20 protein-coding genes and 1 pseudogene are annotated in these 16,492 nt (G+C 72.0%); 13 read left to right on the top strand and 8 right to left on the bottom strand.

Annotated features, from left to right (window positions below):
- Nucleotides 1-29 precede the first annotated feature (29 nt).
- From trxA to OG470_RS10700, 3 genes are all read left to right on the top strand, one after another.
- Complete coding sequence (trxA, locus tag OG470_RS10710; RefSeq protein ID WP_124771302.1) at nucleotides 30-392, top strand: thioredoxin; 363 nt, start codon at nucleotides 30-32, stop codon at nucleotides 390-392.
- Nucleotides 393-546: 154 nt separating this feature from the next.
- Nucleotides 547-987, top strand: a complete 441-nt coding sequence (locus OG470_RS10705) for a hypothetical protein (RefSeq protein WP_328423223.1) — start codon at nucleotides 547-549, stop codon at nucleotides 985-987.
- Nucleotides 984-1,937, top strand: a complete 954-nt coding sequence (locus OG470_RS10700; RefSeq protein WP_328423221.1) for an HTTM domain-containing protein — start codon at nucleotides 984-986, stop codon at nucleotides 1,935-1,937. The genes OG470_RS10705 and OG470_RS10700 overlap by 4 nt, the downstream gene beginning before the upstream one ends.
- On the opposite strand, the gene OG470_RS10695 is transcribed toward OG470_RS10700, so the two are convergent.
- Nucleotides 1,901-2,320, bottom strand: a complete 420-nt coding sequence (locus tag OG470_RS10695; protein WP_328426271.1) for a thiol-disulfide oxidoreductase DCC family protein — start codon at nucleotides 2,318-2,320, stop codon at nucleotides 1,901-1,903. The genes OG470_RS10700 and OG470_RS10695 overlap by 37 nt on opposite strands.
- Before the next feature lie 93 nt (nucleotides 2,321-2,413).
- Between OG470_RS10695 and OG470_RS10690 the strand changes: the two genes are divergently transcribed.
- The 5 genes and pseudogenes from OG470_RS10690 to OG470_RS10670 all read left to right on the top strand — a co-directional run.
- The gene (locus OG470_RS10690; protein WP_328423219.1) at nucleotides 2,414-3,463 is read left to right on the top strand and encodes an Rv2578c family radical SAM protein; all 1,050 of its coding nucleotides are present in this window, start codon (nucleotides 2,414-2,416) and stop codon (nucleotides 3,461-3,463) included.
- Nucleotides 3,464-3,489: 26 nt separating this feature from the next.
- Nucleotides 3,490-3,897 carry a CoA-binding protein gene (locus tag OG470_RS10685; protein WP_328423217.1) on the top strand — a complete coding sequence of 136 codons (408 nt, stop codon included), beginning with the start codon at nucleotides 3,490-3,492 and terminating at the stop codon, nucleotides 3,895-3,897.
- A gap of 32 nt (nucleotides 3,898-3,929) precedes the next feature.
- Entirely contained in the window at nucleotides 3,930-4,664 is a 735-nt protein-coding gene (locus OG470_RS10680; protein ID WP_328423215.1) for a hypothetical protein, read from the top strand.
- A gap of 242 nt (nucleotides 4,665-4,906) precedes the next feature.
- Complete coding sequence (locus tag OG470_RS10675; protein ID WP_328423213.1) at nucleotides 4,907-6,088, top strand: Cmx/CmrA family chloramphenicol efflux MFS transporter; 1,182 nt, start codon at nucleotides 4,907-4,909, stop codon at nucleotides 6,086-6,088.
- Nucleotides 6,085-6,212: pseudogene (locus tag OG470_RS10670) on the top strand (IS481 family transposase); the annotation flags it as partial. The gene OG470_RS10675 and the pseudogene OG470_RS10670, both read left to right, overlap by 4 nt.
- 145 nt (nucleotides 6,213-6,357) lie before the next feature.
- Here OG470_RS10670 and OG470_RS10665 read toward each other — a convergent pair.
- Nucleotides 6,358-7,554, bottom strand: a complete 1,197-nt coding sequence (locus tag OG470_RS10665) for an acyl-CoA dehydrogenase family protein (protein WP_328423211.1) — start codon at nucleotides 7,552-7,554, stop codon at nucleotides 6,358-6,360.
- Between the two features lie 177 nt (nucleotides 7,555-7,731).
- Here OG470_RS10665 and OG470_RS10660 point away from each other — a divergent pair, with 177 nt between their 5' ends.
- Nucleotides 7,732-8,256, top strand: coding sequence for a DUF4190 domain-containing protein (locus tag OG470_RS10660; protein ID WP_328423209.1), 525 nt, complete (start codon nucleotides 7,732-7,734; stop codon nucleotides 8,254-8,256).
- Nucleotides 8,257-8,292: 36 nt separating this feature from the next.
- Here OG470_RS10660 and OG470_RS10655 read toward each other — a convergent pair whose 3' ends face one another.
- Complete coding sequence (locus tag OG470_RS10655) at nucleotides 8,293-9,129, bottom strand: SDR family NAD(P)-dependent oxidoreductase (RefSeq protein ID WP_328426269.1); 837 nt, start codon at nucleotides 9,127-9,129, stop codon at nucleotides 8,293-8,295.
- 186 nt (nucleotides 9,130-9,315) lie between these two features.
- Between OG470_RS10655 and OG470_RS10650 the strand changes: the two genes are divergently transcribed.
- The gene (locus OG470_RS10650; protein ID WP_328423207.1) at nucleotides 9,316-9,870 is read left to right on the top strand and encodes a DUF4190 domain-containing protein; all 555 of its coding nucleotides are present in this window, start codon (nucleotides 9,316-9,318) and stop codon (nucleotides 9,868-9,870) included.
- 67 nt (nucleotides 9,871-9,937) lie between these two features.
- Here the strand turns inward: OG470_RS10650 and OG470_RS10645 are convergent, their stop codons facing one another.
- A complete protein-coding gene (locus tag OG470_RS10645; protein ID WP_328423205.1) occupies nucleotides 9,938-10,894 on the bottom strand; it encodes an HpcH/HpaI aldolase/citrate lyase family protein in 957 nt (318 codons plus the stop codon).
- A gap of 129 nt (nucleotides 10,895-11,023) precedes the next feature.
- Here OG470_RS10645 and OG470_RS10640 point away from each other — a divergent pair, with 129 nt between their 5' ends.
- The gene (locus OG470_RS10640) at nucleotides 11,024-11,848 is read left to right on the top strand and encodes an SDR family NAD(P)-dependent oxidoreductase (RefSeq protein WP_328426267.1); all 825 of its coding nucleotides are present in this window, start codon (nucleotides 11,024-11,026) and stop codon (nucleotides 11,846-11,848) included.
- 9 nt (nucleotides 11,849-11,857) lie between these two features.
- Complete coding sequence (locus OG470_RS10635; protein ID WP_328423203.1) at nucleotides 11,858-12,133, top strand: hypothetical protein; 276 nt, start codon at nucleotides 11,858-11,860, stop codon at nucleotides 12,131-12,133.
- On the opposite strand, the gene OG470_RS10630 is transcribed toward OG470_RS10635, so the two are convergent.
- The 3 genes from OG470_RS10630 to OG470_RS10620 all read right to left on the bottom strand — a co-directional run bounded on the left by OG470_RS10630 (nucleotide 12,130) and on the right by OG470_RS10620 (nucleotide 15,131).
- Nucleotides 12,130-13,545, bottom strand: coding sequence for a hypothetical protein (locus OG470_RS10630; protein WP_328423201.1), 1,416 nt, complete (start codon nucleotides 13,543-13,545; stop codon nucleotides 12,130-12,132). The genes OG470_RS10635 and OG470_RS10630 overlap by 4 nt on opposite strands.
- Nucleotides 13,542-14,066 carry a SigE family RNA polymerase sigma factor gene (locus tag OG470_RS10625; RefSeq protein WP_328423199.1) on the bottom strand — a complete coding sequence of 175 codons (525 nt, stop codon included), beginning with the start codon at nucleotides 14,064-14,066 and terminating at the stop codon, nucleotides 13,542-13,544. The genes OG470_RS10630 and OG470_RS10625 overlap by 4 nt, the downstream gene beginning before the upstream one ends.
- A 102-nt stretch (nucleotides 14,067-14,168) precedes the next feature.
- Nucleotides 14,169-15,131, bottom strand: a complete 963-nt coding sequence (locus OG470_RS10620) for a DMT family transporter (protein ID WP_328423197.1) — start codon at nucleotides 15,129-15,131, stop codon at nucleotides 14,169-14,171.
- 106 nt (nucleotides 15,132-15,237) lie between these two features.
- On the opposite strand from OG470_RS10620, the gene OG470_RS10615 reads away from it, so the two are divergent.
- A complete protein-coding gene (locus OG470_RS10615; protein ID WP_328423195.1) occupies nucleotides 15,238-15,945 on the top strand; it encodes an HAD family hydrolase in 708 nt (235 codons plus the stop codon).
- A gap of 9 nt (nucleotides 15,946-15,954) precedes the next feature.
- Here the strand turns inward: OG470_RS10615 and OG470_RS10610 are convergent, their stop codons facing one another.
- Nucleotides 15,955-16,485, bottom strand: a complete 531-nt coding sequence (locus tag OG470_RS10610) for a hypothetical protein (protein WP_328423193.1) — start codon at nucleotides 16,483-16,485, stop codon at nucleotides 15,955-15,957.
- Nucleotides 16,486-16,492: the final 7 nt, after the last annotated feature.

The raw sequence follows: 16,492 nt of genomic DNA, 5'->3' as shown, positions 1-16,492 counted from the left end.
TAGATAAACCGCGGTGATCGGAGAGTGCAATGGCAACCGTTGAGCTGACCTCGACGAACTTCGACGAGGTGACCGGCAACGACGGCATCGTCCTGGTCGACTTCTGGGCCGACTGGTGTGGTCCGTGCAAGCGGTTCGCCCCGGTCTACGAGCGCTCCTCGGAGAAGCACCAGAACATCGTCTTCGGCAAGGTCGACACCGAGGCGCAGCAGGAGCTGGGCGCCAAGTTCGACATCCGCTCGATCCCGACGATCATGGCGATCCGCGACGGCGTCATCGTCTTCGCCCAGCCGGGAGCTCTCCCCGAGTCCGCGCTGGAGAACCTGATCGAGCAGGTGGAGGCGCTGGACATGGACGACGTCCGCAAGCAGCTGGCCGAGCACAAGCACTGAGCCGTCCCCGCGACGGCACGCGAGGCCGGGCCCGGTACGGGCCCGGCCTTCGTCGTACCCGGACGCGCGCCCGCCTGGTCGCCGACCCGGGCAGCGGGAACTGACCGACGGAGGGAATCAACGCGGCCGGTAGATCCCGTATCGTCACGACCTGATGGAGAACTTGACCACCCGCGGGCGCGTGACCCGGCTGGGCGCGACCGCACTCGGTGCCGTCCTGCTGCTCGTCGGCACCCTGTGGGGCAGCGATGACGACTTCCCGTTCGGCCCGTTCCGGATGTACTCCACCTCCAACCCGCCGAACGCGCCCGCCCCGGACACCCGGGTGGAGGGGGTGAGCAGCACCGGCGCAGTGATCGACCTCGGCCAGGAGGCGACCGGCATCCGCCGAGCCGAGATCGAGGGTCAGCAGAACCGGTACGCCGCCGAGCCGGCGCTGCTCGCCGAGGTCGCCGACGCGTACGCCGAACGCCACCCGGACGCCACCACCCTGGTCGAGGTCCGCATCGTCATCCGCTGGCACGGCATCCGCGCCGGCCGCCCAACCGGCAAGCACACCGACGAGACCATCGTTCGTTGGCAGGCGCCCCGATGACCCGCTGGCTGACCGAGGCGGTGCCGCGAGGTCGGGTGGCCGCCTTCCGCACCCTGATCTACCTCTTCGTCGCCGCCGACCTGGTGATCTTCACTCCCTGGGTGCGCACCCGGGTCAGCGTGCCCGGCGAGCTGTACCAGCCACTGCTGGTCGGCCGGATGCTCCCGCTGCCCACGCCGACCCCGGCACTGGTGGCGGTGATCTTCTGGGCGCTGCTGCTGCTCGCCCTGCTCGCCGCGACCGGACGGGCGCCCCGGCTGCTCGGCTGGTCGGTCTGCGCGTTGTATCTGGAGTGGATGATCATCGCGATGAGCTACGGAAAGGTCGACCACGACCGGTTCGGGCTGCTCGTCGCGCTGGCCGTGCTGCCCACCGCCGGCCGGGCCCGGCACGGCGACACCACCCGCACCGAGGCCGGCGGCTGGGCGCTGCGGGTCACCCAGATCGCGGTGATCTGCACGTACTTCCTGGCCGCCTGGGCCAAGCTGCGCTTCGGCGGGCTGGACTGGCTGACCGGCTCAGTGCTGGCCCGGGCCATCATTCGGCGCGGCACCGACCTGGCGGACCTGATCGCCCAGGTGCCGTACCTGCTGATCGTCGCCCAGTTCGGCATCGTGGCCTTCGAGCTGTTCAGCCCGGTGATCTTCCTGCTGTCGGCCCGCTGGCGAGTGGCCATGGTCGGCTTCTTCTACTCGTTCCATGCGGTCACCATCGCGACCATCACCATCTCGTTCGCCCCGCACCTGGCCGCGATGACCAGCTTCCTGCCCCTGGAGCGGGTCCGCCCGCTGGTCTGGGCTCGCCGGCTCGCCGGCCGCCCCGCGCCAGCGAGCGGCGCGTTCGACGACCCACCGGAGCCCGGCGCGGAACCGGACCCGGTGAGTGCCGGCACGGAGTCGGTGCCGCTCGGCGCTCAGCCCCCGGCGGTCGGGCGACCAGCAGGGCCGTAGAGCCGCTCCCGGGCCTCCTGCGGCAGGGCGCAGGCCGCCGTGCCGCCGGGCAGCCGGTGCCGGTTGCGCGCCACCCAGCGGTACACCGGCCAGGCCACAGCACGCGCCGGCGGGAACCGCAGGCCGGCCCCGGCGACCCGCCACACCGGACCACTCGCGGCGAGCAGCTTTCCGATGGCGTCCGGGCCGGCGGCGCGTGAGCCGTCCGCGCCGACCCACTGCACGGCCTCCTCGCACTCGGCGGCGGTGAGACCGAGCGCGTCCAGGTCGGCGAACTGCCACGGCACCACCCGCGCGTCGGTGGGGATCCGGCGTTCGATGAACTCCGCGCACCGGGTGCAGAACGCGCAGTCCCCGTCGTAGACGAAGGTCGACGTCTTCATGGTGTCCATCCTCCCCTCCTCGACCGCCCGACCGGGCATCGGTGTCTGGCGGGTCACTTGCGCTTCACTCGTACACGTGTTCGAATAGTGGCCATGCGCTGGGACAACCTCACCGCTCCCCCGGTTGAGGGAGACCCCGAGCGGGCAGCGCCAGCGACGCCACCCCTGCCGCTGGCGCTGCCCGGCGCCGTCGCCCGCACCTTCGACACCCCGGAGTTCGCCGGGATGACCTTCTACGAGGTGCGGGCCAAATCCATCATCAACCGGGTGCCCGGGCAGTCCCGCGTCCCGTTCGAGTGGACCATCAACCCGTACCGGGGCTGCTCCCATGCCTGTGTGTACTGCTATGCGAGAAATACGCACACCTACCTCGACCTGGACGCCGGAGCGGACTTCGACCGGAAGGTGATCGTCAAGGTCAACGCCGGTGAGCTGGTCCGGCGGGAGCTGGCCGCGCCGAAATGGCGGGGCGCGCACGTGGCGATGGGCACCAACGTGGACTGCTACCAGCGGGCCGAGGGGCGCTACCGGCTGATGCCGCAGATCATCGCGGCTCTGCGGGACTTCGCCAACCCGTTCTCGATCCTGACCAAGGGCACGCTGATCCTGCGGGACCTGCCCCTGCTGCGCGAGGCCGCCGAGGTGACCACGGTCGGCATCTCCTACTCGGTGGGCTTCGTCGACGAGCAACTCTGGCGCTCCGTCGAGCCGGGCACGCCGCACCCGCGTCGCCGGCTGGACGCGGTCCGGGCGCTCGCCGATGCCGGCTTCTCCGTCGGGGTGCTGATGGCCCCGATCCTGCCGGGGCTGAGCGACAGCGACGAGTCGATCGACGCCACCGTGTCGGCGATCGCCGCCGCCGGGGCGACCAGCGTGACTCCGCTCGCCCTGCACCTGCGTCCTGGCGCACGGGAGTGGTACGCGCACTGGCTGGCCCGGGAGTACCCACACCTCGTGCCCCGCTACCGCGAGCTCTACCGGGCCGGCTCCTACGCCCCGCAGGCGTACCAGCGGGAGCTGACCGCTCGGGTGCGGATCGCGGCCCGCCGGCACGGGCTGCACCGTGCTGAGCAGGGCGACAACCGCCACCTGCCCGAGCCACCCCCACCGCCGGCCGCCGCCGAGCAGCTGACCCTGCTCTAGCCCGAGGGCGGCGCTACAGTCGGCGGGTGCGTACCGCTCAGCAGATCCTCGCCGACTCCGCCGTGATCGCCGTCGTGGGCGCGTCCCGCGACCCGTTGAAGGCCGCGCACGGCGTGCCGTTGCAGATGCAGCAGTACGGGTGGCGGATCATCCCGGTCAACCCGACGGTCGACGAACTCTTCGGGGAGCGGGCGTACCCGACCCTCGCCGACATCCCGCACCCGGTCGACCTGGTGGACGTGTTCCGGCCGGCGGCCGACGCCGTGCAGGTGGTTCGGGACGCGGCGGCGATCGGCGCTCCGGCGGTCTGGTTGCAGCTGGGCATCGTCTCGGCCGAGGCGCGGCGGATCGCCGAGGAGGCCGGAATGGACTACGTCGAGGACCGCTGCCTCATCGTCGAACGCGCCGCCGCCGGTCTGACCCGCCTCCCCTGACGGCTACCGGACGGCGGACGTACTCTGCGGCCATGTCTCCGCCGCGGTCGGGTCGCCTGCCATCGCTGCGGGACGGAGTCTGGCCACGCCGGCTGCTGGCCCTGACGGTCGCGGTGTTGGTGGCGGCGGTGGTCGCCGCCGGCCTGTTCCGGGTGCCCCCGCTCTCCGGCATGAGCTGGGTCGTCTGGCTGACCTTCGGCGCCCGGCTGCTCGGGCAGCGGTGGTGGCCGCGGCGGGACGGCCAGTTGCACTGGCGGAAGCGGGTCACAGGCCTGGACACGGTCGAACCCGGCCTGGTGGCACACCGGTCGCTCGCCGGCTGGGTCGACCTGGCGTCGGAGACGGTCCTGCTGAACGTGATCGGGGCGGGCCTGCTCGCCACACTGCCCCAGCACGGCTGGTGGGTCGAGGTCGCCCGACCGGTGCTCGCCGTCGGGGTCGCGGGGTGGCTCGGTCGGACGGCCTACGAGCAGGTGCGGTTCACCGGTCGGCTGGCGCTGACCGCCAGCGCGATCCGGCACGGCCGCCAGGTCCTGGACTGGGCGAACATCGACCGGGTCACCCCGCACCGGCGCGACGGCCGGCTGAACGGCGTACGGCTGCGACCGACGGTCCGGCGATCACTGCAGCCCGCCCCGGTCGTTGGTGGCCGGGACACGGCGGTGCCGGAGGACCGGTTGATCGCCGCGATCGAGGAGTACCGGTTCCGGCCGCAGGAGTTGGCCAGGGAGCCGACTGGCGCTAGGTGTTGCGGGGCACCAGGTTGACGACACGCGCCTCGGGCGGAACTCGGTTGCGTAATGACCGGTGGGTCTGAGTAATGTTCGCGCCATGTCGAGCCCTGAGGCATCCAAGGTGGGGGCTTTCGGTCACGCCGTCAGCCCCCTGAACCACTGAGTTCATAGCTCGCTTCCCAGCAGCCTTCGCTGCATGGGCTCTTTCGCACACCCTTGGGCGCTGGCCGCGGTGACGAGACGTCTCCTCGTTCTCTCTCACCTCGGAGCTCTTGATGCCTCTACCGCTCTACCTGCTTGCCGTGGCGGTCTTCGCCATGGGCACCTCGGAGTTCATGCTCGCCGGCCTGGTGCCGGACATCGCCACAAGCCTCGACGTGTCGGTCGGGGCCGCCGGGCTTCTGACCTCGGCGTTCGCCGTCGGGATGATCGTCGGCGCACCCCTGATGGCGGCGCTCGCGCGCCGGTGGCCCGCCCGGGCAAGCCTGCTGGGCTTCGTGCTGGTCTTCGCCATGGCCCACGTCGTGGGCGCCCTCACGACGAGCTTCGCGGTTCTGCTTGTCACCCGGGTCGTCGCCGCCGGGGCCAACGCGGGCTTCCTGGCCGTGGCACTGAGCACGGCGGCCACGCTCGTCGCAGCTGATCAGAAAGGGCGCGCGCTGGCGGTGCTGCTCTCGGGTACGACGGTGGCCACCATCGCTGGAGTTCCCGGCGGTGCGGTGCTCGGCACGGTGCTTGGCTGGCGGGCAACCTTCTGGGCGATCGCATTGCTCTGCCTTCCCGCTGCCTTCGGCGTCGTGAAGGGCATCCCGGCGCGTGTCGGAAAGACCCCTCGGGACACTCCGGCCGACTCGTCTCTTCAGGACGAGATCGCCCAGCTCGCGATGCCCCGGCTGGTCCTGGTCATGCTGCTCGGTGCCCTAGCCAACGCTGCCACCTTCGCCACGTTCACCTTCCTGGCACCGATCGTGACCGACACCGCCGGCCTGGGCGAGCTGTGGGTCTCGGTGGTGCTGGTGCTCTTTGGTGCTGGGTCATTCGTCGGCGTCACCCTCGCGGGACGGCTCTCCGATCAGCGTCCCGGCATCGTGATCGCAGTTGGTGGCCCCTTGCTGTTGCTCGGCTCGGTCGCGTTGGCGACGCTGGCTGCCCAACCGGTGGCGCTTCTGCTCCTCGTGTTCGTGCAGGGCACGCTTTCGTTCGCGTTGGGCAGCACCCTGATCGCCAGAGTGCTCTACGAGGCAGCGGGCGCTCCCACCATGGGAGGGTCGTTTGCGACCGCGGCGCTTAACATCGGTGCTGCTAGCGGCCCCGCCGTTGCAGCAGCGACCCTCGGGACCAATGCCGGCGACCTCGGCCCGGTGTGGGTCAGCGGCCTCCTGGTTACGGTCGCACTGCTCATCGCCCTGCCCCTCCGGCGATTCATCGCACCCCGCGTCGGCCAGGTGATTCGATGACCCACGCGGACGCCCCGTTGAGTGTCGAGGGACGGCGTCGACTCATCGAGCGCTGCCGAACTCGCCCAATCGCTCATGTTGCCGCCGAGCTGGGATCTCGCGGGCCCGTGCCAGCAAGTGGGTCAAGGCCGCCCCCCCGAGCGAAGTCTGCGGGCGCCAAGGCGTCGCATCCGCAGCGGTCGCGGGTGACGGTGCGCCGAGCGTGATACCTCAGAGTCATATTGATACCTCGGAGTCATCACGCTTGAGAACGACAGGGCGGGCGCGGATCAGAGCTTGTACTCCTTGAGCAGGCCGCGGGAGATGATGGTCTTCTGGATCTCCGAGGTGCCCTCGCCGATGAGCAGGAACGGGGCCTCCCGCATCAGCCGCTCGATCTCGTACTCCTTGGAGTAGCCGTAGCCGCCGTGAATGCGGAACGCCTCCTGGACCACCTCGGCGCAGTACTCGGAGGCGAGCAGCTTGGCCATTCCGGCCTCGACGTCGTTGCGCTGGCCGGCGTCCTTGAGCCGGGCGGCGTTGACCATGAGGGCGTGCGCGGCCTCGATCTTCGTGCCCATTTCGGCGAGCTTGAAGGCGATGGCCTGGTGCTTGGCGAGCGGCTGGCCGAAGGTCTTGCGCTGCTGGGCGTAGCCGACTGCCAGCTCGAAGGCGCGGATGGAGATGCCGCAGGCGCGGGCGGCGACGTTGACGCGGCCCACCTCGATGCCGTCCATCATCTGGTAGAAGCCTCGGCCCACCTTGTCGGCGCCGCCGAGGATCGCCGAGTCGGGCACGGTCACGCCGTCGAGCACCATCTCGGTGGTCTCGACACCCTTGTAGCCCATCTTTTCGATCTTGCCGGGGATGGTCAGCCCGGGTGCCGTCTCGCCGAAGCCCGGCTCCTTCTCCAGCAGGAAGGTGCTCATGTTGCCGTACACCGACTCGGCACCGGTGTCGGTCTTGACCAGGGTGGCCACCACGGAGGAGTACGCGCCGTTGGTCAGCCACATCTTCTGGCCGTTGAGCACGTAGCGGTCGCCGTCGCGGACCGCGCGGGACTTGATCGCCGAGACGTCGGAACCGGTCTCCGGCTCGGACATCGAGAAGGCGCCGCGCACCTCGCCGGTGGCCATCTTCGGCAGCAGCCGGGCCTTCTGCTCGGCCGAGCCGTGCTGGGAGATCAGGTACGCCACGATGAAGTGCGTGTTGACGATGCCGGAGATCGACATCCAGCCCCGGGACAGCTGCTCCACCACCAGCGCGTAGGTGAGCAGCGACTCGCCCAGCCCGCCGTACTCCTCGTCGATGGTGAGGCCGAACAACCCCATCTCGCGCATCCCGTCGAGGATGTCGGTGGGGTACTCGTCGGCGTGCTCCAGCCGCTGGGCGTGCGGGATGATCTCCTTGTCGGCGAACTCCCGGACGGTCTCCAGGATCGACCGTTGCACATCGGTGAGGCCGGGCGTCTGGGCGAGTCGGGCCATCTCAGCCTCCGGGGATCAGCGCACTACTCATGGGTAACTGAACGCTGGGTCAGTATCGGCCTCCGGGGCCGGCGAGGCCAAGGTGACCAGTCCACACAACCGCTGTGAAAAGGTTCACCGCTGCGGGTAGCGTCCGGCAAGAGGGACTTTTCCGGCACCGGCAGGAGGAGGACAGCCGTGAGCTACCCGCCGCCGTCGGGACCGCCCGGGGACGAGCAGCCGCCGTCACCCTACGAGCCACCCCGGGACCAGTCGCCCTACGCGCCGCCGCCGGCAGGCCAGTCGCCGTACCCTCCGCCGCCGGACCAGTCGTCGTTCGGGCCGCCGGAGCGCTCACCGTACGGCCCACCCGCGGACGACCCGTCGCCGTACGGGCAGCAGGGGCCGCACCAGCCGGCGCAGCCGCCGTACCCCCCGCAGGGCCCCTACGGTCAGTACGGCCCCCCGTCGTCCGGACCAGGTCGGAGCACCAACGTGCTGGCGATCCTGTCGCTGGTGTTCGCCTTCGTGTTCCCGCCGGCCGGCGCCGTCCTCGGCCATGTGGCCAAGCGGCAGATCCGGACCAGCGGCGAGGAGGGCGACCAGCTCGCCACCTGGGGGCTGATCCTCGGCTACGTCTTCACCGGGCTCACCCTGCTGGCCTGCTGTGGCTGGCTGGCCCTGGTCCTCATCGGCAACACCGGCGACAGCGGCGGCTACTGAACGGCGACGAACGCCCTCCGACGTGAACCGGACCGATCAGCGGAACCGGGCCTCGCGGACGCTGTTTCCGCCGTCCACCACCAGCATCTGGCCGGTGATGTACGAGGCGGCCGGCGAGCAGAGGAAGCTGATGGCGGCGGCGACCTCGTCCGGAGTGCCCGGTCGACCGACCGGGGTGCCCAGCCCCTGCTTGATCTCGGCCATCGTGGACGCCGCGGTGTAGATGGTGCCGGGCGCCACCGCGTTCACGGTCACCCCGTCGGCGATCATCTCCATGGCCAGCGCCCGGGTCAGCCCGACCACCCCGGCCTTCGCCGCCGCGTACGCGGCCTCGGTGGGCAGGGCGTTGACCGGGCCGGCGGTGGCCGACAGGTTGACGATCCGCCCCCAGCCCCGCTCGGCCATCCCGCCGATGAAGGCGCGGCTGCACAGGAAGGCGGTGGTCAGGTTGCGGTCGATCTCGCCGCGCCACTCGTCGTAGCTGAGCTGCGCGACCGGTCGCAGCACCTCCGGGCTGGCCCGGCTGGCGAGCCCGGCGTTGTTGACCAGCACCTCGACGTCGCCCAACTGCTCGGCGACCGCGTCGGCCAGCGCGCCGACCTCGGACTCGTCGGTCAGGTCCGCGACGAAACCGGTCACCCCCAGCTCGGTGGCCCGCTCGTGAATGCGGCGGGTGGTGGAGACGATGGCCACCCGGGCGCCCAGGTCCGCGAGTCGGCGGGCCGTGGCGTACCCGATGCCGTCCGGGCTGCCCGCCCCGGTCACCAGGGCAACCCGCCCGTCGAGCCGCATGGTCACCGGGTCGGTGAGCGGTACCGGCTCGTCGGGGCCGGGGGAGCCGGCCGGTGTGGCCGCGCGGCCACGCCGGGCCACACCCGGGCGGCTGACGTCCCGCCTCGGTCGACTGCCGGAACGATCCGCGGCTCGCGCGTCGATTGCCATGCCAGGATCCTGCCCGTTGCGACCGGCCCGGGCAACGCGGCACCCGGTAGCAGGGGCATCGGGTTTCGCCGCCGCTGGCTACCCTGACGGGCGCACCCGACCTGACGGAGAGTTCGCATGACCAATCCCCCACCGCCCGGCGGCTGGACCGATCCCACGTGGTCGGGTCCGCAGTCGAGCCCACCGGTCGACCCGACCCTCGTGGCCGGGCAGCCGGTGCCCACCCAAGCCGGCCCGGCGGACCCGTACGCGCCGGTCGACCCGTACGCCGGTGGGCAGCTGCCGCCGGGGCAGCCCATGCCCGGCTACGCCCAGCCCGGATACGCCCAGCCCGGATACACCCAGCCCGGATACGCCCCGCCCGGCTATCCGCCGCAGTACCCCGGCTACGGCTACCCGCCTCCGCCGAAGACCAACGGGATGGCCCTCGCGGCGTTCGTGCTGGCCCTGCTCGGCTTCACGTCCTGCATCACCGCACCGGTCGGCGCGATCCTCGGTCACGTGGCGCGCAAGCAGATCCAGGCCAGTGGCGAGGGCGGTGAAGGGATGGCGAAGGCAGCCATCATCATCGGCTGGATCCTCACCGGGCTGTTGGTGGTGGTGATCGCCTTCTACATCGCCGCGATCGTCTTTGCGGTCACGACGAGTGCCGGCAGCGACAGCAGCTACTGATCGGTGAGCGGGCCGGCGTACCGGGGCCGGGACGACCGCCGCTGGCGGTCGTCCCGGCCCAGCGCACTCACTCCGCCGGCGGGTTGAACGACGAGGTACGGCTCATGCCGGCGGCCCGGCCCTTGGCGGAGACCACCAGCGCCATCTTGCGGGACGCCTCGTCGATCATCTCGTCGCCGAGCATCACCGCGCCGAGCCGGCCACCGGCCTCCGAGGTGTAGTGCTCGTAGGCGTCCAGGATGAGCTCGGCGTGGTCGTAGTCGGACTGCGCCGGCTGGTAGACCTCGTTGGCGGCGTCGATCTGGCCCGGGTGCAGCACCCACTTGCCGTCGAAGCCCAGCGCCGCCGAGCGCTTGGCCACCTCGCGGAAGGCGTCCACGTCCCGGATCTGCAGGAACGGGCCGTCGATGGCCTGCTTGTCGTGCATCCGAGCGGCCATCAGGATCCGCATCAGGATGTAGTGGTACGGGTCGCCCGGGTAGTCCGGGATCAGCGCGCCGACCACCAGCGACTTCATGTTGATCGAGGCCATGAAGTCGGCCGGCCCGAAGATGATGGTCTCCACCCGGGGCGAGGCGGCGGCGATGGCGTCCACATTGACCAGACCGGCGGCGTTCTCGATCTGCGCCTCGATACCGATCCGGCCGACCTCCAGGCCGAGCGTCTTCTCGATCTGGGTGAGCGTCAGGTCCAACCACTGCACCTGAGCGGCGGTCTGCACCTTCGGCAGCATGATGCAGTCCAGGTTCGCGCCGGCGCCCTCGACCACCTCGATGACGTCGCGGTAGGTCCACGGGGTGGTCAGGTCGTTGACCCGGACGACCCGGGTCTTGCCGGCCCAGTCACCCTCGTTGAGCGCGGCCACGATGTTCTTGCGCGCATCCGGCTTGGCCAGCGGGGCGACGGCGTCCTCCAGGTCGAGGAAGACCTGGTCGGCCGGGAGTCCCTGCGCCTTGCCGAGCATCTTGACGCTGGAACCCGGTACGGCGAGGCAGGACCGACGGGGACGACCGACTGCGGCCATGGATGGACTCCTTCCAGCGTCCGGCGGGCACGCCGACGCCACCTGATGACAGATCCGAGAAACTTAACGATCCCAAAGGGCGTGGTGACGCCACGGTAACCTCGCGCCATGACCGGGGTGAATGGACCTGTGGAAGATCTCACTGAGCGTCGACTGGTGGTGGTGACCGGGGCCAGCTCCGGCATTGGGCTGGCCGCCGCCGTCAACCTGGCGTGCCGTGGTGACCGGTTGGTGCTGGTCGGGCGGGACCCGGCCCGCTTGCAGGCCGCGGCGGAACGGGTACGGGAGAACTCGGGCGAGCGTCCGGAGCTGTTCCGGGCCGACTTCGCCGTGCTGGATGACGTGCGCCGCCTCGCCGAGCGGCTGCGGGAGGCGTACGACCGGATCGACGTGCTGGCCAACAACGCGGGTGCGATCGCGCTCCAACCGCTCACCACCGTCGACGGCTTCGAGCTGTCGATCCAGGCCAACCACCTGGCCCCGTTCCTGCTGACCAACCTGCTCGCCGACCGGATCGGCCGGATCGTGGTCACCGCCTCCGGAGCGCACCGCAGCGGCGCGTTGGACCCGGACGACCTGAACAAGCCGCTGCGTCGCTACCGGCCGCTGGTCGCGTACGGCACGAGCAAGCAGGCGAACATCCTGTTCACCGCCGAGGCTGCCCGCCGTTGGCCGGACATCCCGGCACACAGCTTCCACCCGGGAGTGGTGCGGACCCGGTTCGCCAACGACAGTCGGGTGGTCGCCCTCGGCATGCGGATCCTGCCGTTCCGCAGCCCCGAGAAGGGCGCCGAGACCCTCGTCTGGCTCGCCAACCAGGCCCCGGCTCGACTGGTCGACGGTGGCTACTACGCCGACCGTCGGTTGCGCCAGCCGTACCGCAAAGCCGCCGATCCGCAGCTCGCGGCCCGACTCTGGGCGGCCAGCGCCAAGGCCGTCGGCATCGCCGAATAGGGTGCCGTCATGCTGAATCTGGTCGCGCTGGTCGAGTTCTCCGCCGGAGCCGAGGCTGCCGGGCAGCGTTACGAGGACATGGTGCTGGCCCTGCTCGGGCGGCACGGCGGCCGGCTGGAACGGCGGCTGCGCGGCACCGACGGGCGGACCGAGGTCCACCTGATCGGGTTCGACGCCCGAGCCGGGTACGAGGCGTTCCTCGCCGACCCGGAGCGGGCGGCGCTGCGCGCCGGCCTCGGCGAAGCCGCGCCGACCACCCGGGTGATCGAGGTGCACGAGGGCTAGCCGTTGTCGGGATGCGGCTGCGGGGGTACGGCCTCGACGCGCCGGTGGAGCCGTCGACCATGCCAGCGCCGCAACAGCGACAGCACGGGCAGGGCGACCACGAGCGCCACGACGAACCCCACGGCGAGCAGCCAGAACGGCAACGGTCCGTAGTCGGGGCGGCCAGCCTCGCGTATCGCGCCGTCGACCGCGAGGTCGGCGGCGACCGTCAGGTCGGTGATGCCTTCCGGAGTGTGGAAGAGCACCTCCGGCGCGGGTGCGCCCCGGCGCAGCACCACGAGTTCCACCGAGCTCGTGCCGGGCTCGTGATAGGGACCCCAGGAGATGTCGTGGTCCTCCGGCCGGTCGACCGCCTCCGGGCCGGGCACGCCGACCAGCGCGACCGCTTCGTCCGCCGAACGCCAGCCGAGCAGTTGCACGAACGTACGGGAGCGCAGCGGCGGAAAGGCCTGGCCGGCCTGCGGTGTGTCGTCGACGATGGACCGCAGGGCCAGCGTCCAGGTACGCCGGTAGGACGGCACCGGACAGTCGGTGCAGGTGGACCGGCTCAGGACGGCCACCGACCGCCCGTCCGGCAGCCAGGACCCGGCCCCGGCGAGCCGGCCGCCCGCCAGCGGCAGCTTCCGGTACGGCTCGGCGGCACGGTCGGCGCCGGCGTCGGCGACCCGGGTGAGCCAGACCTCGTCGCGAACCTGGAGGGCCAGCTCGCCGCCGTCCGGGGAGAGCGCCGCCGTGCGTCCCGGCGGAATCCAGGCGGTACCCACCGGCACCCGCAGCACGTCCGTCCGAAGCTCCCGGTCGTAGACCCCGACGTACGGGGTGGTGTACGTGTTCGGCGGGGTGAACGTGGCCTCATCGTCGGCGTACACGAGCCGCTCACCATCCGGCGCGAAGGCGAGCGGGTACCCGTCCGTACGGTCCGGGGTGAACCGTCCGGACGTCAGGTCCAGCAGTGACGCGCCGATCCAGGCGTACCGGCCGTCCGGGGAGAGCAGCGCGTCGAAGCCCGGGACGAGCGGACCGGCGTCCAGCACCCGATACCGGTCGGCGTCGGCGGCCACCACACCCATTCGGGTCTCGAACCAGTCGGTGCGCACGGCCGGACCGCCGAAGAGCATGGCCGCCGCCCCGGGTGCCGAGTCCCGCACCGTGGCGGTACGCAGCGGCGGGTCGACGAGTCGGGTCGGCAGGCCGGGTGCGTCTGAATACGGGCCAGCAGGCGCCGGCAGGGACACCGGGTGCAACGCGTACCCGGTGCCAAGAAGCAGGACCAGGACGGCGAACGCGCCGGCCACGGCCGCCCGCCGGCGGCGGTGCCGGGTGCGGGCCGCGTCGAAGAGCCCTTCCGGTACGGCGGCCGGCGGCACGTCGTCGGCGAGGCGGCGCAGCGCCTCGGAGAGCCGGGCGGTCATCCGGCCACCTCCTGCGGGCTACGGCCGACCAGCTCGGCCAACTCGGGGGCGAGGACACGCAGCCGCCCGAGGGCGTGGCGGGTCTGGCTCTTCACGGTGCCGACCCGACAGCCGAGCAGCACGGCGGTCTCCGTCTCGGTGCGATCCTCGTAGTAGCGCAGGACCAGGACCGCGCGCTGGCGTACGGTCAGCCGGTCCAGCGCCGCCCGCAGCACCAGCCGCAGGTCGGTGTCGTCGCCCGGACCGGTCCGCTCCGGTAGCGCGGCGCCCAGCCGCTCCGGCGGCCGGGCCCGCCGCCACCGCCACCAGCTGGCCGCCTGTGTGCACAGCACCCGACGCAGGTATGCGGCCGGATCGTCGATCCGTTCCCACCGCACCGCCACCCGCGCCAGCGCCACCTGAACCAGATCCTCGGCGTGGTGCCGATCACCGGTCAGCAGGTACGCGAACCGGGTCAGCCCGGCGGTCTCCGCCCGGACGAAGTCGGCGAAGCCGTCCCGGGTGCGGTCCTCAGTCGTCAACGGATCGCCCTCCTCACCCGGACAGACGCTGGGCGGGCCCGCCGCGGAGGGAGCCGGTGCCCACATTTCTCGATCGTCCTGGATCCGCCAGGCGCCGGGCGGTCAGTCGCCCAGCGGGGCGGCGTCGGCGGGGAGCGGGGTTGGCGGCGGCGTGGCGCGGCGACCGGCCCGGGCGCCGCCGAGCACCACCACCGCGACCCCGACCAGCAGCAGCGCCATCCCCAGCAGCGCGTACGGGCGGGGCAGCTGATCCAGCCAGACCCAGGCGAGCAGGGCGGCGCCGGGCACCTCCAGCAGGATCAGCACGCTGACCGTGGTCGCCGGGATCCGGTGCAGGGCGTAGTTGAACATCGAGTGGCCGAGCAGTTGGGCGCCGGCCACCAGCGCCAGGATGGCCAGCCAGGTGCGCCCGTCGAAGCCGGTCATCCGCACGCCGCCGAGCAGGCAGACCACCAGCAGGATCAGCGCGCAGATCCCATAGCAGATGGTGGTGTACGTGGTGGTGCTGATGCTGGCCCGGGCCCGTTCGCCGAACGCCGTGTAGACGGCCGCGAAGATGCCGCCGGTCACGGCCAGCAGGTCACCGAGGACGGCCCGCCCGGAGATGCCGACGTCCGCGCCGGTGGCGATCACCGCGCCGCCCACCGCCACCGCGATGCCGATCCAGACCACCCGGGGCAGCCGGCGGCCCTGGGCGCGGGCGATCAGCCCCTGCCAGACCGGCTGGGTGGCGACCAGGGCGGTGGCCGTGGCGACCGAGGTGAGCTGCGCGCTCGGCATCCAGGTGGCGAAGTGCGCGGCCAGCGCGACCCCGGAGAGTACGCAGAACAGCCCCTCCCGCCGGCCCACACCCACGGTCAGCCTGCGGAACTCGGCGCGGCGCCGGGCCAGCGAGAAGGGGCTCAGCACGGCCACCGCGAGCAGGTTGCGCCAGAACGCGATGGCCAGCGCTGGAGCGGCGGCGTAGGCGATCAACGGCGCGGACGACGACACGGCGACCACGGCCAGGCCGACGGCGCCGGTGGTCAGCGGATCCAGGGGCGGGCGAGGCGAAGGAGATGGCACGAGTAGGAATCCTCACACGACCGCGGACACCACGGAACGTCAGCACTCCGTTACGATCACGCAGGTCCGCGCCGGCGACCCCCCGACCGCCCGGAGGCGCTCCCCCATGCCCAGCTACCAGGCTGTGCTGTTCGATTTCTTCGGCACACTGACCCGTTCGGTGCAGCGCGGCGTCGCACATCTCGGCACCGCCGAGCTGCTCGGCTGCCCCACCGACACGCTGACCGAGGTGCTCAACCGCACGTACTACGAGCGGGCCACCGGCCGGCTCGGCAACGCGGAGGCGACGCTGCGTTGGGTGTGCGCCCAGGCCGGCGTACACCCAAGCGACCATGCGGTGCGCGCGGCGGTGGCGTCCCGGCACCGGGCGGTGCGCGCGGACACCCGGCTGCGGGCCGACGCGGTGCCCGTGTTGGCGGCGCTGCGCCAGCGCGGCCTGCGCACCGGCGTGATCAGCGACTGTACGCACGAACTGCCGGCCTTCCTGCCGCAGCTCGCGGTCGCCCCGCTGCTCGACGTGCGGGTCTTCTCGGTGCAGGTCGGACAGTGCAAGCCGGACCCGGCGCTGTACCTGACGGCGTGCCAGCGGCTCGGGCTGGCGCCGCAGGACTGCCTGTACGTCGGCGACGGCGGCAGCCAGGAACTGACCGGCGCCGAGCGGGCCGGGATGACCGCGGTCCGGCTCGCCGCGCCCGACCTCGGCGAGCACATGGTGTTCAACGCCGACCGGGAGTGGCGTGGACCGACGCTCGGCACGCTGCGCGAGGTGCTCGACCTCATCGACGCCCAGGTCGTCGGTGCCGGGGCCGGCTGAGACGCTGGGTCAGCGGCGGCGGACCCGGTGCAGGCGGAACGGCTTGCGGGTGGCCCGTACCGCCGGGCTGTCCCGGGGCGGCTCGGCCTGCGCGTCGGCCGGCAGGTCGGCGCCGGCCAGCGGCTCGCCGGCCGGGGCGAGCCGGTTCACCGCGCAGCCGTCTGCGGCCCACCGGGCCACCAGGTCGGCGGTAGGACCGGACGCGTTGAGCCGCTTCCCCGCCACCAGCGGCGCGGTGGTGTCCCACGCCTCGGTGCCCGGCTGCACCCGGGTCACCTGGGCGGGCCAGGTGACGATCCGGCCGCCGTGGTCGCCGCGCAGCGTGACCTGTGCCTCGGTCGCGTCGGCCAGCCCGGGCGCGGCCTGCTCGCCCGGCCCGCTGACCACGAACAACGCGCCCTCCAGCGGCGCGCACCAGAGCGCGAGCGCCGGACCGCCGGGCACGCTGACCCAGGCCACGGCGGCCTTCTTCATCGCCTCGTCGACCAGCGGCGTGCCACCGGGGGCATCCTCGTTCGTCACACCCGCATTCTCCCGCATGGACACC

Source organism: Micromonospora sp. NBC_00389 (genome assembly GCF_036059255.1).
Classification (GTDB): Bacteria; Actinomycetota; Actinomycetes; order Mycobacteriales; family Micromonosporaceae; genus Micromonospora.
The sequence above is the reverse complement of the archived record's forward strand: the minus strand, read 5'-3'. Positions and strand labels throughout refer to the sequence as shown.